Below are 15,803 nucleotides of genomic sequence, written 5' to 3' on the forward strand. Positions count from 1 at the left end.
AAAAACCCAACAGCACCGAAAAACTGGAAGCAACCCAAGTACAGAGAAGGGGTGGAACGATAGAGATGCTTCGACAAGCGGACGCCAGATGAGCATGACGTTCTGTTTTACTTGTTTTCACTACACACCGTCCAGAACCAACACCCAATCATTACCGTCCTTCTGCTCCCCCGGCGGGTTGAATTCGTGCGTGCCTTTGTTGGGGAAAGTGCCCAGGGCGGTGGTTTTACCATCGCGGGGGTTGTACCACGAGGCTTTGACTTTGGTACCCGCAATTTTGCCTAGCTGCACCGGCATATTCCGCCCGTTGTAGGTGTAGATGAAGGCGTAATTCTTGCCCCGCGTAGCGGCTAGCCGGTTGTACTTCTCCCCTACCCCCCCCGCAATCAGCGACTGGTCGGGTACACGCTCGAAGTAGGGCCGCGAGAGCATCAGCTGCTTCAAATACTGCATCTGGGCTGCACCGGGCGCATTTATCGCCGACGACCACAGCTCAGTAGAGCCATAGGCGCTGCCTTTGTCGAAGCTGCTGTGCATCTGCATCACCGAGTTTTGGCCGTAGGTGTAGCCGAACGCGCCCGCAAACACCGACCAGTAGCCGTAGCGGCGCACGTCGGCAGCGGTCCAGCGGGGCTGCGTAATGTCGTGCAGGCCCTGCGGAATGCCTTCGTAAGAAGGCTCGCCGTCGAGAGAGGGCTTGACGGGTTTCAGGGCGTAATCGGCCTGCTGGTAGCGCCAGTTGTCGGGGCCGTAGTGGTTCTTTTCTTTCCGTGCCGTGTCCTGCTCATAGCGCTGGTGGCCCGACTGGTACATGTTGAAATCCAGCCACTTTTCGTTGTGGAACCAGTCGGAGGACTGCGTGCGCCCGCGCGGGTGGTAGGTTTCTAGGTGGTTCGGGTCTACTGCTTTCAGCGTAGCGCCAATAGTTTTCCAGACTTGCATCGAGTCGCTGCCCGCGATATCGCCACCATTTAGCCAGATGATGTTGGGGCGGTTCTTATACCGCTCGGCCAGGAAGGTGGCGTACGTTTTGGCTTGCGCCTGATTCACTTTGCCGCCCTTCACATTAGTACCCCATACGGGCACCAGGCCCATATAGAGCCCTTTTTTGGCGGCCAGGTCTACGATGTAATCGATGTGGTCCCAGAAGTCGTACTGGGCCGCATCAGTGGGCGAGGTGCCGGGGGTAGTAAGCGGCCGGGCCACGTTGCCATGAATCAGGGCCGAGTCGCCGTACACGTTCACGCTGGGCACTTGGTGCAGCACCATCACCTGAATGACATTGAAGCCTTTTTTGCGGCGGTCTTCGAGGTAGGTTTCAGCTTCTTCGCGCTTCAACTTATTGAATAACAGCCAGCCGGTATCGCCCAGCCAGAAGAAGGGCTGGCCACTGGCCGTCATCAGGTAGCGGCCATTGGGCGATACTTTGAGTTGGCCGGTTGATGCGGTGGGCACCCACGCGACTAGCGCCAGCAGCAGAAGGAGAGAAAGTGACGCGCGTTTACTCATGGGGGTAGCGCGGACTTTTAGTCCGCACGGGAGTAGGCAGTGTTAGTTGCGGACTAATAGTCCACGCTACGATTTGGCTTTTCCGGCAAGCGGGTGCACGTTTTGCAGCGGCACTACGCTGTTCAGGTATTCCTCAATGTTGGCGTAGCCGTCTTTATCGCGGTCCAGCGTGGCGTCGGCGGCATTTTTGGGGTTCAGGCCGTGGGCCGTTTCCCAGGTGTCGGGCAGGCCATCGTTGTCGGCGTCAGTGTAGGGCTTGCCTGCATAAGTGGGGTAGCCACCCACCTGCGCGGGGTCTACGATGATGCCTTGCTTATAAGAATCGGCCGGCAGGCGCCGCTTGATATAGGGGCTAGGGGCGGCGGGCTGGGCATTTTTGGCGTAGGTAATCTGGCCCGTGCGCACATCCTGCACAATGCGGGCATCCACGGCATCGCGCTTGGGCAGCGTGCAGCCCACATTGGCCAGCACGTACTGGTAGGCGTCGTTGGCCGGAAGCACAGTGCCCATGCTGGGAATGGTAAAGGGCTTGTCCGTCTTGATTTCAGCAATGATTTTTGCCTCGCCGGGCTGGCCTTCCACCTGCACGCCGCCGGCCCAGTTATCCTGCGTTACTTTCTCATTGCCCGCTACGACGTTGCCGGCCACGTACGCTTTGCCAAATAGGTTTTTTTGGTCTTTATCGCGGCCCGATTCGGGCTTCAGAATGCGGTAGCTAATGGGCTCGCCTGCCGGCGTGATGGGACCGGGCTTGTAGTAGTTGTTCACGAAGTTGTACTCCGAGTGGTTGTCGCCGCCATCGGCCGAGCGATTCCACCAGTTGAATACCACGTTGTTCACGAAGTTGAAATCGCCATACATGCCCACCGACGGGTTGCGGGCAATATTATTTGCCCACAAGTTGCGGGTAAACAAGCTGTTCAAGCCCCCAATCGTGCTGCCGAAGGCGTGGTTATAGGTATCGAGCCCTTCCGAGAAAATGGAATTCTGAATGGTCACATTCACCGTGGGCAGCTTGTCGGCCTTGCCGGTTTCGGGGTTGTGGTACACGTGCCGGTAAATGGACATGTTCTCATCGAGGCCCCAGCTCGCCGACACGTGGTCAATCATGATGTTGCCCACCGGGTTACCCCCTAGCCCATCGTCGCGGCGCGCTACGTCGGTGGCCCCGCGCCGGAAGCGCAGGTAGCGCACCACCACGTCGTGGGTATTAATCCATACCGACTCGCCGGCCACGCAAATGCCGTCGCCGGGCGCGGTTTGGCCCGCAATGGTGACGTAGGGTGCCCGAATAATAATAGGGCTTTGCAGCTTAATAATACCCGCGACGTTGAACACGATGATGCGGGCGCCGCCCTGCTCCAGGGCATCGCGCAAGGTGCCCGTGCCGCTGTCGGCCAGGCTCTTTACTACGAGCACCCTCCCCCCCTGCCCACCAAAGACGTGCGCCCCGCCGCCTTCCGCACCCGGAAAAGCCAGGCGGCTGGACTGGGGCAGGTCGCTGGGTTTGGCGGCCCACGGAATGTAGGGCTTGCCGGCTTTAGCTTCCTTTTCGACGATTGGCAGGGCCTTTTGCCAGGCTTCGTCCGAGCGCTTTTCGGCGTCGGCCAGGGCGGCATCGGCTTTGGCCTGCACCTCCGGCGGAATCTTGGGATACTGGGCTCGGGCGGCTGGGGCGGCATAAGCCGAGGCGAATAAGAGGGCAAGTAAAGCGTAGTGCTTAGTCATGAGAAACCAATGGGGTAGGGAGCGGGGCAAGGGCCCGACCCGTCGTTGCAGAAAATGAGGTTGACCCTGCGCTGGCTGGACGGGGTCAGCGCCACCACGGGGCAGATTCGCTAAGCCGTTAGCACGGCGGCTTGGTCGGCAGGCACGGCGTCGGCCCCAAGGCCTTTCACATCGCCGCAGAAATGCACTTCTACCCCTAGCTCGGCCAAAGCGGCCGCTTTGATGCGGCAGGCCTGGTGGGCCTTGGCGGCGTAAGGCGCATACACTACCTGAATGTGGTTGGCCTTGTGGCGGGCCATGAGCTGGTCGCGGCTCACACCGCCGAGCACGGCGTGCATAATGGGCCACTCGGGCGTGGTTTCTTGCCAGCGGCGTTGGGTTTCGGCGGGGGGTAGGGCCACTACTTCGCCCACGCCTAGGTCGCAATGCAGTTTGTTGTTCAGCACATAGATGCGGCTCCAAACGATAGCGCCCGGCCGGCTGACGCCGCGCAGGGTGCCGCCGCCCAGACGAAAATACATAGGCGTCTGCCGCTCGCTGCTAGCCCCCGCGTAGCCGTCGATGAAGTGGGCCGGTGGCGCGGCTCCCGAAATCAGGAATACCCACACAAATTCCTCGCCGTCGCCCGTGTCGTAGGCCTGGCCCCAGCGGATATCGTGCAGCGTGGTTTCGCCGCTCATGCCCAGCTCGTTCCAGAGGCGATACGTGAGCAGCGCATCGAGGCCTGCACACTCGTCTACTTCGTTGAAGTGGGGCAGGGCCTGGCCTGCGTACAGCTCCTCGCCGGTAGTGGCCGAGTACACGGGTGGGCGGTCGGTGTTATTTAGGAGGCCTTCCACCAGGTCGCTAGCCGGCACCAAGTCTTTGAGCCCCTGCTGGTACTGAATGCCGATAGTATCGCAGCCAAAATCTGCAGCCAGGCGCACGGCCGCGATATACATCTGGCACTGCTTCAACGTCTGGTCTTTCGTGAGCTGGGTCGCGTCGTCGGTGCCCCAGTTGAATTTCATCCCCTTAGCCAGCAGCCAGTCAAGGACTTGCTGCGCGTCGGCAGCACTCACCTCGCGCATGGCTGCGTAGAGTGTCGATTGGCTAAGGCGCTCCTTAAATACACCGGTGGCGTGCAGCAGCTCATCGGGCACGATGGCATTGTACATGCCCATGCAGCCCTCGTCAAACACGCCCATAATGGCCTTTTGCTGGCGGAAGCGCCGGCCGAAGGCACGGCCGGCGTGCTCTTCTACCATCGACAGCGAGCTATCGCCAAAGGCTTTTACGTGGCTTTCATCCTGCGTAACAGTGCCATCGCGCAGCCACTGGCGCAACCCCTTTTCAAAGAAGGCATCGGTAAAATCCTCGCTCCACAGCGTGCTGTAGGGCACCCCAGCCTTGGTCAGGCAACCGTTTAGGTTCAGCATGCCCACTAGGCCGGGCCACTGCCCGCTCCAGTTGGCCACCGTCAGAATGGGCCCTTGGTGGGTGGTGAGGCCAGCCAGCACGTGGTGCGAATACTGCCACACACTCTCGGCCACGATGAGCGGCTGCTGCGGGTCGATGCCGCGAAACACTTCTATCCCCATGCGCTGCGAGTCGAGGAAGCCATGCTGCTTCACGGGGTCGTAGGCGTGGGCGCGGCGCACCGTCCAGCCCTGCCGGGCGAGGGCGGCAGTAAGCTGGGCTTCCATTGCCTGCTGGGCGGGCCAGCACTTTTGATTGGCGGCCAGGCGCAAATCGCCGCTGGCAAGGAGAAGAACTTCGTTGGAATGCACGGGAACCACGGCTTGCTGCTAACTGCTAAATAAGTGATTGCAAGCCTTTGCCTCCATAGTCTGGGGGCAAAAGCAGCGTAACAAATATCCCAGTTCTTAAAATTGGCTCGCTCCCGCTTATTACCTAGTTAGTATAGGATGTTACCATAGCCTTGTAAATGGGGAGTTGCGTGGGCTAATTGTCATAGCTTTATCGCTAGGCTGTGCTTCGTGCTAGCATTTCTAAAATAAAGCCTGTGCAGTGGCAAGCAGTAGACCACAGGAGAGTAGAGAAAAAAAAACTCGCCACATTGGTGAGGACTTAAAAACTGGCTTATGGCCTTCCCTACCCTTCTAACTACCGAAAAGCATAAGATAACATCCTAGAATACGCCTACTTCACTGCCTCTTATTTTCCATTCCCACCCTTTTTCTCTCTCCCATGAAAGCGCAGTTTCACAAGGTTCCCGTTAGCATGCAAAGTTCTTTTAGCATCCGGCACGACCGGAAGCCTAACTTTGGTACTACCTGGCACTACCACCCCGAGCTGGAGCTACACTACGTTATTCGGGGCGAGGGCGTGCGCTTGGTGGGCGACAACATCAGCAATTTTTCGGCCGGCGAAATCATCTTGCTAGGGGCCAACCTACCCCACACCTGGCGCTGCAACGAGGAGTACTTTCAGGGCAATCCGGACTTGCAGGTTGAGGCCATCGTTATTCAGTTTCTGCCCGAGTGCCTGGGCCGTTACCTATTAGGCTTGCCCGAAGCGTATCTGATTCCTAAGCTGTTTGAGAAAGCGAAGAGCGGCTTGCGCATCAGCGGCGAAGCCCAAGCCCGCCTGGAGCCGCTGATGCGCGCCGCGGTGCAAGCCACTGACCTCGACCGCATTATCATCTTCCTCTCCATTCTAAAAATTCTTTCTGAAACGTCAGAGATTCAAGCAATTGCTGCGGAGCACCACGCTTTCAAGCAGTCGAATGAATCGGACGTGCAGCGCATCAACAAGGTGTGCAACTACACGCTGTCGAACTATAAGAAGGAAATCACGCTGGAAGAAGTAGCTTCTATCAGCAACCTGAGCGTCACATCGTTCTGCCGGTACTTCAAGCTGATAACCAAGAAAACCTACTACGATTTTCTCATCGAAATTCGCATCAGCCAGGCTTGCCGCCTGCTTATCGAAGACAAGCTGTTGACGGAAGTAATCTGCTTCGAGTGCGGCTTCAACAACGTGTCGAACTTCTACCGGCACTTCAAAAAAATCACGAAGGTGACGCCTTTGGAATACAAGCGTAAATACCTGCGCAGCTACAAGGAATTAGCGATAGCAGCATAGCGTCGGCGTCGGAACCCGCCGTGTAGTAAGGCACCCCTAGCAAGAGGCAACAGGAAGTAATTGCGCTCGAACGGCCTATTTATGCCGTATTTGGAGGTGCTTACTTCCTACTAGCTCTTGCGAAAAGAATCACCCTTTCTAAACCAGTTCCAGCGTGCGGCTCAGGGTATTGTAGTCGCCACAAAGTGTCTCTACGCTGTGCCGGATGCTGCCCGAAAAATCACCCACTTTGCGGCGGGTGAAAGTGGAAATATCTATCCCGCGCTGCTTGAGCGAGTATTTGGCAACCGTGGGGTAGACATTGTGCATGACGTGCATATTCTTAATAAAAAATTGCTGCACTTCATTTACTTCGCTGGCTACCTGCGGGTTATTGTAGTTATTGCACAACCACACGATGAGTTCGGGGAAGAAATTGCCTTGAATGCAGGAGAGCCCAGCGGCACCCGCTCGCAGCGACTCTACAGCGTGGCCCATATAGGCATCGTACAGGCCAAATGGATGGCCCGCAGCCGCGGCTATTTTGGCTTTTACCTGATTGATGTCCAGGCAGGTATCCTTGTGATAAGTAACACGGCCAGTGGATACGAACTGCCCTAGCTGCCCGGCCGAAAGCAAACGCTTGTAGGGTTCAGGACATTCATAGAAACCCAGCGGAATGCCCGGCGTCCAGTCGAGCAGCCGAAAAATACGTTCTTCGAAAACGGAATCAGATTCCTGTTCGGCAGCTAGCAGGCCGGTGATAACTATCACCGCATCCGTGCCGGCATCGTATACCTTCTTCACAAAATCGGCCTGCTCGTTGAGGGTGCCGGCAAAGGTGCCGGTAGCTACCACCGGCACCGCGCCCCCCGCTACCTGCACCACGTGGCGAATGCTTTGCAGGCGTTCGGCGGCACTTAGCTCGAACATCTCGCTGGAGAGGCAATTGGCGAACAAGCCAGCCGCGCCGGCCTCTAAGTACATCTCCGTCAGGCGGGTAAGCGCCGGATAGTCAATTTGCCCATCGTTTTGAAAGGGCATAAGCATAACTGGGATAAATCCCTTGGCAGAATTTCTCATAGACTATATGGTCAGGAAAGTTGGGGCGAGGAGGGGGCCGATGCTGGCAGCCCGACGGCCAAGGGGCTAGCGGCTAGGCCGATTTAAGTTCAGTAGAAAGGGGGGCCACGGCCCGCGCTCGCCGCTGCCGGCGCAGACGCGTGAAAAGCAAGCCAAGCAGGAAAATAGTGAGCGTACCCACCACGATTATCATACTCTTGTGCAGTGGATTACGCAGCATGGCGAGGCTGGCGGGCAGATTGGGCGAGAAGGTCATCCAGAGAATGACCAGCACACCAATCATGGTGGCGGCTAGGGCCTCGTGGTTGCGGGTTTGGCGGCTAACCACGGCTAGTAGAAACAAGCCCAGCATACCCGCTGCGAAGATGCCCGACAGCTCCCACCACACGTCGAGCACGCTTTTCACGCCTATCATGGCAATGCCGGTACCCATGCCTAGCAGGCCCACCACCACGGTGCCCAGGTGCAGCACCCGCATCATTTGCCGGCCGTCGAGGTCGGGCTTCATGTAGCGCTGGTAGATATCGGCTACGAATACCGTAGCGGAGGCATTCATGCCCGAGCTGATGGTGCTCATGGCGGCCGATAAGATGGCCGACACCAGCAGCCCCACGAACCCTGGCGGCACTTTGGTGACGATGAAATGCGGCATCACCTTGTCGCCGTAGTCGGCGGGCTGCAGCTGCGCGGCAGCCTGAGCAAGCTGCGCGGCGCTGGCGGAGAGAGGCAGGCGCTCGGCCGCTACCTTTAGCTTTACGGCCTCAATCAGCTCGGGATGAACCTGATAGTAAGCGTACAGCGCCGACCCAATAACAAAAAACAGTAACGACGCTGGCAAATACACCTGCACACACAGCCAGATGGACTTGGCTGCTTGCTGCGCCGAAGTAGCCGTGTGGTAGCGCTGCACGTAGTTTTGGTCGACCCCAAAGTTGTTGAGGTTGATGAAGAACCCGTAGAGCAGCACCACCCAAAACGTGGACTGCGTAAAATCGGGCGCAAAGCCCCCGAGGCTAAACTTATGGTCGTGCTGCCCGATGGCGACGACTTTGGCCAGGCCACCGGGCAGATTGCTGACTACTAAGTACAAAATGAGCAGCGCGCCCGCCGTTTTGATAATGCCCTGCACTACTTCCGTCCAGATAACAGCCTCAATGCCGCCCAGCACGGTATAGATAATGATAGAAATACCCGTAATGAGCATTATCATCTCCATCGAAAAGCCGGTGAGCGCCTGCAACGTAAGCGCAATGCCGAAAAATATGGACCCAATGCGGGCCAGTTGCGTCAGCAGAAAGCACACCACGGCGTAGGTGCGCGCCCAGCTGCCAAAGCGTTTTTCGAGGTGAGTATAGGCTGAGATTTCGCCCGTGGCGCGGTAAAAAGGCACGAAGTAGCGCGCCGCCACCCACGCCGCTAGGGGCATCGAAATGCTAAAAACCAGGGCGTTCCAGTTGGTGCCAAATGCCTTGCCTGGCACGCCCAAAAACGTGTTGCTGCTGAGAAAAGTAGCGTAAATACTGAGCCCAATAGCCCAGCCCGGAATCTGGCCGGAGGCGCTGGAATACTGTTCAGGATTACGGTTTTTGCGGGAGAAGTACACCCCTACCCCTATCATGGCTACCAAGTAGAGCCCGATGATGAGAAGGTCTAGAATTCGCAGGTTGTTCATGAGACAATAATTGCCAAAATGCTGCGAATCTTCGCCAATTCGGAGGGGAGCTATTCCATAGCAAACTTATTTACGGGGGCTAGCGGCGTGGTATATGATTTTCCCTTCCTATTGTAGCATCTTGGCGTTTGCGCAGCCCGTAGCTATAGCAGGGCACTGAATAGGATAGAATTTACCTATACTTATTGGTAACCTCCTGGCGCCCGCGTGTCGTGAGTGACTTATTGTACGTCGAGGCCCGATACGCTGAGGCCGGCCGCATCCACGGCGCTAAGCCGGATGTGGTAGCTGCCCGCATTAATCATGGTGCCGGTCGAGCTGGTGAGGTAGTTCCACTTGCCCGGCTTGGAAGGCAGCAGCTCCACTACCTCCTCTTTGATGAGCAGCTTGCCGTCGGCCCCCGTGATGGTGAGCTTGCCCGCCAGCGGCCGGGCTAGCGGGTTGGCGTAGCGAAACGTTAGCGAGTAGGTGTCGGCTACCCCTACCCCTATTGTCCACTCCAGGGCGCCACCCTTCGCCTCTTTGAAGGTGATGCTTTCCTTGGTGTTGACCGTTTCTTTCACCATGCCGGGGCCGCTGAGCCGCGCCGTGGCGGGCTTGTAGCCCGTGGTGGGCTTGAGGTCATAAGCTGGCTCGATGGTGGTGGCGCGGCTCACGGCCACGATGTAGGGCAGCACATTAGGTGCGTTTGGCCCCAGCGCGACCGTAGCGCCCGCCGCGAAGTGGTGCCGATACACCCGAAACTGTTGGCTCCCCGCATCGTTGATTTCGAGCGTCGTTTTGGTGTCTTCGTACTCGCGCAACCAAGCGGGGTGGGTGCTCAGCCGCGCATCAAGGGCCACGTACACATCGGCGGCCGTCGATACAGCGAAGGTGGCGGGTGCTTCGGGCGTTTTAGGGAGGGTAGGCGTCCGGATAGTATTCAGCTGCGCTGCTGAAGGTGAAGTACTAGTTGCCACCAACGGCGCTTGCAGCCACTCGGCACCAAACAACACTGACGGCAAGGCGCTAAACGCTGCCGAACTGTTGGAATAAACGTGGTTGCCCGTATCAAGCCAGGTCTGGGCCGACCATAGGGCAGCCGTAGGATGGTTGCCCACATGCAGGGCAGTTATGATGGGTTGCGGCGCGGGCGCCGGGGTAGCATTCGCATCGGTGCTGGCAATGGCGATAGCTGAAATAAGCGCCTGACCCGACGCGATGTGCGGAAACGACACAACGAGCTGGCCTCCGGTGACGCGCACGTTCACCGTCTTTTTCAAGGCCTGGTCGTGGCCGGCCTCCTTCCAGATGTCGAGGTTCTTAAGTAGCGTTTGGCCGTTGATGGCTACGTCAAACTGGCGCCAGCCGGTGCAGTCGAGGCCGCCACCCGTGCCCAGCCAGGGCTCCACGAAATATAGTTCCACCGCATACTCACCATCAGGCACCGGGAAGGCATAGCGCAGTTTCTCGCGCCCATAGCGAAAATCCTGAAACAAGGACCAGTCGGTGGTGCCCTTGATGGGGTCGTGGGTGCGCCGCTGGCTAGCGAAGAATGGCGACAAGCCCGGAAAGTCCTGCGTCCACGACTCGGAGCCCCAGGTGGCGGAGCTGGTGCGCGGCTGGTCGGCTAGCCAGGTGCTGCCCTGCTGGTCGGTGTAGGCGGGGCCGCCGCAGTTCACCCGGTACAAGTAGTTCAGCTGCAGCTGCGGCGCTATGAGGGGCTTCGCATCGGCCAGGAAATCAGCAAAATGCGGGGCGGCGGACAGGTGGTGCAATACGATATAGTCGTGGGCCACCGCCCTACCACCCACGTAGCCCACGGCGTAGAGCACGTTATACTTAATGTCTACGCCATCCCACTGAAAGTGCGTGCCGATGCCGCCGCGCGCCTTCCGGCCCAGCGAGGCGGCGTTTACATCGTTGAACAGCTCGACCTCGTCGCAATTAGAGTACACCGTAATGCTGTCTTTGCGGCCGGGCGTCAGCCAGCGGTCGGGCCAGGTGTGCGAGGCGAGGTACACCATCGGCTCGGTGGCCTTCGGGGCGTAGTTGGCCCGAAACATATAGAAGGCATCCGTCGGCTCCTCCCATGGCGTCAGCAGGCCTTTGTAATTAACTGGGCCAATGCGGTCTAGCTCGCGCTCACCTTCGCCGCCCTGCACCCGGCCGGGGTTGTCGTGCGAGGTAAGCAGCCAAAAAAACTGGCCTGCCGTGCGGTCTTTCGCCGACTCGGCCAGGCGCACTTTCAATTCCATAAGTTGGGTCATGCGGTCCTCGCTCAGGAGGCCGCCGGTTTTGAAGCCGCCCTCGGTGTGCAGGTCGAGGGTACGCCAGGCGCCGTACTCGCCGATGAGCACCTGGCGGGCCACGTCGGCAGCGTAGGCTTGCGGGGCGCCGCCGTAGGTGCCGGTCCAGTTTTGGGGCACGTCCCAGTCGGTGCCCTGGCCGCCGTTGCAGGTCGTGACTTTGCGCTCGCGCGAGGCTGTCGGGTCGAGCTGCCGGATGAGAGCGGTGCACTCGCGGGCAAAATCGGCGGGTAGGGTGCTTTCATTTTCCAAGCCCCAGAGCACGACCGACGGGCTATTGCGCCGCTCCTTCACCCAGTCGGTGAGCAGGGCCTTGAAGTTGGCGCGGAATGCGGGAGTGTCGTACCAGACGTGCGCCGCCAGCTGCGGCCACCACAGCACGCCTAGCGAGTCCCAGTTGGCCTGGTAGCGCAGGTTGTGCGGCTGGTGCGCATCGCGAAAGGCATTGAAGCCGGCGGCTTTCACCATGGCCACGCGGGTGCGAATTTGCTCAGCGCCAAAGGCGTGGCTTTGGCCCAGCAAGTGCTCGTATTCGGCAATGCCATTGATGAACACCGGCTGGCCATTCAGCAAAAACTGCTTCTGCCCGGCTACGGCCGCCCGGCCGATTGGCCAGCTTATCCAGCGGATGCCGTAGGGCGTTATCTGCTCGTCTACCAGTTGGCCTTTAGCCTGAACACGCGTCACAAGGCGGTATAAATACGGGTCGGCCAGCGACCAAAGGTGCGGCTGGCTGAGCGTCGGCAACGGCTGCCGGAGCTGCACTGCGGCCCCCACCCCTAGCTTTTGCTTCGTTTCCTTCTGAGCCACCACGCGGCCTTGGCGGTCCAGCAGCTGGCTGGTTACCGTCACGGTTTGTGGCTGCGAGCCGTAGTTTTTTACTTCCGTATCGACATTCAAGCGGGCCGCCTGCGCAGAAAGGCTGGAATCGGCCCAGACGTGCACCCCGAACGGCTCAACCCGCACCGGATTGGTCATGACCAAGGACACCGGCCGGAAAATGCCCATCGGCTGCGAGCCTTCCGAAAAGCCGCGCTCCTCGGAGCAGCCGCCGCACACCCACGGTAAATCCTGAATGCCGGCGTGGTGGTCGGCCCGCACCGCCAGCACGTTGGGCTGGCCGGCGGGGCGCAGGGCTACAGTGGCATCCAGAGTGAAGGTGGTGCGCCCCCCCGCGTGGAAGCCCAGCTTCTGGCCATTGAGCCACACCGTGGCATAAGACCCTACCCCCTCAAAAAACAGGAAGTAGCGCGCATCCTTGCGACTAGGGCTGGTTGTGAAGGTTTTGCGGTACCAGGCGTAGCCGTGGCGGTTGCCGTGGCGCAGGCGTCGGTAGCCCTCGTAGGCGTCCCAATTGTGGGGCACGGCCACGGTTTGCCAGGCTTTATCGTCGAAAGCAGGTTGCTCAAAGCCCGCAAAAGCCTGCGGATTTTTGTCGTCGGCCACGGTGCGCCAGCCCTCCGCTAGGGCCACGGTGGCCCTGGGACCTTGGGCTAGGGATAAGATTGGCACCGTGAGGAGCGCTTGGAACAACAAGAAAACCAGGAAACGTATGCTTTTCATCTGTTACAGCAGCTGGAGTTCCTTCGATAGTCGATAGGTCTGGCCGGGCTTTGTTTTAAAAACCTGCTGCTTGTCGCCGTAGCGCAAGGTGCATTCGCGGCCGGCCTCCGACCGCACTTCTACCCCGGCGAGCTGGCCTTGCTGCCAGCGCATATTCACTACGAAGCCGCCGCGGGCACGCAGGCCGCGCACGTCGCCGGCAGGCCAGGCAGTGGGTAGGGCAGGTAGCAAATCGAGCGAGCCATTCTGGCTTTGCAGCAGCATTTCGCCCATGCCAGCCGCCCCGCCGAAGTTGCCGTCAATCTGAAACGGCGGGTGGGCGTCGAACAAGTTGTGGTACACCCCGCCTTGTTCGGGACCACTGCCGTTTTCGGCGGGGGCTAGTAGGTTTTGGAGAATACGCAAGGCATGGTCGCCATCGCGGAAGCGCGCCCAGAGGTTCACTTTCCAAGCCAGGCTCCAGCCGGTGCCGCCGTCGCCGCGCTGCATGAGAGAGGTACGCGCCGCCTGCATCAGCTTGGGCTCGGCCCAGGTAATGTCGGTGCCGGGAAACACGCCCCACAGGTGCGACTGGTGGCGGTGCGTATCCGTCGGGTCATCCTTGTCTTCGAGCCACTCCTGCAACTGGCCGTGCTGGCCGATTTGGTTCGGGGCTATTTGGCTTGCTTTAGTCGTTAATTCCTTCTGTAAATCAGCGTCAATGCCTAGCACATTAGCTGCCTCGGCCGTGGTCTTAAACAGCTCCCGAATAAGCTGGTGGTCCATGGTAGGGCCAGCCACTAGGCCGCCGTGCTCGGGCGAGTTGGAAGGCGAGCTAATAAGCCAGCCGGTGCGCGCGTCTTTAATCAAAAAGCTCAGGTAGAACTCGGCAGCCGACTTCAATACCGGGTACTGCTGGCGCAGAAACGCCTGGTCTTGCGTGAACTGGTAATGCTCCCAAAGTGGCTGGCACAGCCACGCCGCACCCGTCACCCAGATGCCGTGATTTGAAGCATTGATGGGCGCCGTGCCGCGCCAGATGTCGGTGTTGTGGTGCAGTACCCAGCCGGGGGCATTGTAGTTGGTTTTGGCGGTGGCCTGGCCGGCCTGGGCAGCCTCATCGACAAACTGCACCAGCGGCGCAGTGCAGGCCGAGAGGTTCAGCACTTCGGCCGGCCAGTAGTTCATTTCCAGGTTGATGTTGGTCGTGTACTTACTGCCCCAGGAAGGCGTCAGCGACTCGTTCCAGATACCTTGCAAATTGGCCGGCAGCCCGCCCGCCCGCGACGATGAGATGAGCAGGTAGCGTCCGTATTGGAGGTACAGCGCCAGCAGCGCCGGGTCGGCGCTAGGGCTGAATTTCAGAATGCGTTGGTCGGTTGGCAACTGCTCATTGGCGCTGTGGCCCAGGTCCACGGCGAAGCTGCTGAACAGCGCCTGGTAATCGCTCATATGTGCCGTTTTCAGGGCTTCGTACGCCTTGCCTTGGCTTTGGCTTAGCGCCTGTGCTGCCAGCTTTTCAGGCTGGCCGCTCACATCTTGGTAGCTCTTATAATTGGTGGCCGCAGTCAGGCAAAGCGTGGCTTCATCCGCGTTGGCAAGCTGAATCAGCTTATCCGTCACCGTCAGCTTGCCGCCTTTGATGGTCACGCGCAGGTAGCTCACACCGCGCAACACGCCATCGCGCACCTGCACCGACAGGGCTAGCGTGTGGTCGTCTACGCGGTAGATTTTGGCTTGCTGGTGTGGGCTTTCGAAGCGGGCAGTAAAGCTTATTTTACCCTTGACATTGGCCGTTAGGTGGCACACCAAGGCTTGGGCTGGCGCGCTGGATAAGTACTCCCGCACAAACTTCACCCCGCCCTGCGTGTAGGTAGTCCGCGCTACTGCTTGCGTAAGGTCCAGCTCGCGGCGGTAGTCCGTCACCGCGCCGGTGCCCGCCACATCGAGCCATAAATCTCCAAACGGTTGGTACGACGCCTGATAGCTGGGAAATAATGGTGGGTTAGCATCCTGCACCCAATACTGCCAGGCGGGGCTAAGCGCTACCCCCGTGCCTGGGTCGGCACCCTCGGGATACACCACAAACACGGGCTGTTTTTCCTTCACCCCAATCAGCCCCCCCTTGTCGTAGAAGTTGAGCACCTGAATGGCTACCTCATTGCGCCCCGGCCGCAAGGCGCTGGCTGGCAACTTGTAGCGCCGCTTTTTGCTGATGCCTTCATCAGTGCCAATCTGGGTGCCGTTCACGTAAGTAAAATCCTGGTCCCGAATACGGCCCAGACTCAGTGTCAGGTCTTTGCCAACCCAGGCGGTGGGCAGGTTAAAAAATGTTTTAAACCACACGGCGCCATCCAAACCATTGAGGCCGGCGCTTTCCCAGCCGTTGGGGGTAGGGATGGCTAGTGGCTTCCAGCTATGGCTAGGGTCCGTGGCCTGGGCTACGCTCATGGCCCGCACCCGCTGGAGCCAGGCGGCCTGGGCGGCCTCGTAGCCTTCTTCGTGGTCCTGCAGGCCCATGAAATGTTGCTCGGCCAGCGCCTCGGCTTCGGCCTGCTTGCCTTCGGCCAGCAGCTGGCGGATTTGCGGCAGGTATTGCGCAGCGCCCGGGCGGTTGCAGTTGCGCGGCCGGCCAGTCCAGAGGGTGGCTTCGTTGAACTGAATATGTTCCTGCCCTACCCCCCCATACACCATCGCGCCGAGCCGGCCGTTGCCCAGGGGCAGCGCATCGGTCCACTTCTCAGCGGGCTTGGTGTACCACAGCTTCAAGGGCTGCGACTGCGCCAGGCAGCGGCCCGCCAGCAGGCAGATAAGCAGCGGGAAAAGGTAATGACGTAGGTGGGACATGGGAGGTAGCGCGGACTTTCAGTCCGCGAGGGTGCGGTCATGATTAGGCAGTAGTTACTCGCGGACTA

The 15,803-nt window shown here is 59.4% G+C and carries 8 protein-coding genes; 1 reads left to right on the forward strand and 7 read right to left on the reverse strand.

Features of this window, described 5'->3' with window-relative positions; all coding sequences use genetic code 11:
- Window positions 1–120: 120 nt before the first annotated feature.
- The 3 genes from J4D99_RS13285 to J4D99_RS13295 all read right to left on the reverse strand — a co-directional run bounded on the left by J4D99_RS13285 (window position 121) and on the right by J4D99_RS13295 (window position 5,006).
- On the reverse strand, window positions 121–1,509 hold the full coding sequence (locus J4D99_RS13285) for a glycoside hydrolase family 140 protein (protein WP_208132212.1): 1,389 nt from the start codon (window positions 1,507–1,509) through the stop codon (window positions 121–123).
- A gap of 66 nt (window positions 1,510–1,575) precedes the next feature.
- Entirely contained in the window at window positions 1,576–3,237 is a 1,662-nt protein-coding gene (locus tag J4D99_RS13290) for a pectate lyase family protein (RefSeq protein ID WP_208132213.1), read from the reverse strand.
- A 110-nt stretch (window positions 3,238–3,347) separates the two neighbouring features.
- Window positions 3,348–5,006 (reverse strand): fucose isomerase, encoded by a 1,659-nt coding sequence (locus J4D99_RS13295; RefSeq protein ID WP_208132214.1) that lies wholly within the window; start codon window positions 5,004–5,006, stop codon window positions 3,348–3,350.
- 454 nt (window positions 5,007–5,460) lie between these two features.
- Here J4D99_RS13295 and J4D99_RS13300 point away from each other — a divergent pair, with 454 nt between their 5' ends.
- Window positions 5,461–6,324, forward strand: coding sequence for an AraC family transcriptional regulator (locus J4D99_RS13300; RefSeq protein WP_236018656.1), 864 nt, complete (start codon window positions 5,461–5,463; stop codon window positions 6,322–6,324).
- A 138-nt stretch (window positions 6,325–6,462) separates the two neighbouring features.
- On the opposite strand, the gene J4D99_RS13305 is transcribed toward J4D99_RS13300, so the two are convergent.
- From J4D99_RS13305 to J4D99_RS13320, 4 genes are all read right to left on the reverse strand, one after another.
- A complete protein-coding gene (locus tag J4D99_RS13305) occupies window positions 6,463–7,386 on the reverse strand; it encodes a dihydrodipicolinate synthase family protein (protein WP_208132216.1) in 924 nt (307 codons plus the stop codon).
- Window positions 7,387–7,459: 73 nt separating this feature from the next.
- On the reverse strand, window positions 7,460–9,058 hold the full coding sequence (locus J4D99_RS13310) for a sodium:solute symporter family protein (protein ID WP_208132217.1): 1,599 nt from the start codon (window positions 9,056–9,058) through the stop codon (window positions 7,460–7,462).
- Between the two features lie 221 nt (window positions 9,059–9,279).
- A complete protein-coding gene (locus J4D99_RS13315) occupies window positions 9,280–12,858 on the reverse strand; it encodes a malectin domain-containing carbohydrate-binding protein (protein WP_208132218.1) in 3,579 nt (1,192 codons plus the stop codon).
- A 54-nt stretch (window positions 12,859–12,912) separates the two neighbouring features.
- Window positions 12,913–15,735: a glycoside hydrolase family 95 protein gene (locus J4D99_RS13320; protein WP_208132219.1), complete on the reverse strand. Its 2,823-nt coding sequence runs from the start codon at window positions 15,733–15,735 to the stop codon at window positions 12,913–12,915.
- Between the last annotated feature and the right edge of the window lie 68 nt (window positions 15,736–15,803).

Origin of the sequence: Hymenobacter sp. BT559, from assembly GCF_017571525.1 — a bacterium.
GTDB classification, from domain to species: domain Bacteria; phylum Bacteroidota; class Bacteroidia; order Cytophagales; family Hymenobacteraceae; genus Hymenobacter; species Hymenobacter ginsengisoli.

Excerpts from the sequence above, each read along its gene's own strand:
- J4D99_RS13285 (WP_208132212.1), bottom strand. The coding sequence starts at position 1,509 with ATGAGTAAACGCGCGTCACTTTCTCTCCTTCTGCTGCTGGCGCTAGTC.
- J4D99_RS13290 (WP_208132213.1), bottom strand. The coding sequence starts at position 3,237 with ATGACTAAGCACTACGCTTTACTTGCCCTCTTATTCGCCTCGGCTTAT.
- J4D99_RS13300 (WP_236018656.1), top strand. The coding sequence starts at position 5,461 with ATGCAAAGTTCTTTTAGCATCCGGCACGACCGGAAGCCTAACTTTGGT.
- J4D99_RS13305 (WP_208132216.1), bottom strand. The coding sequence starts at position 7,386 with ATGAGAAATTCTGCCAAGGGATTTATCCCAGTTATGCTTATGCCCTTT.
- J4D99_RS13310 (WP_208132217.1), bottom strand. The coding sequence starts at position 9,058 with ATGAACAACCTGCGAATTCTAGACCTTCTCATCATCGGGCTCTACTTG.
- J4D99_RS13320 (WP_208132219.1), bottom strand. The coding sequence starts at position 15,735 with ATGTCCCACCTACGTCATTACCTTTTCCCGCTGCTTATCTGCCTGCTG.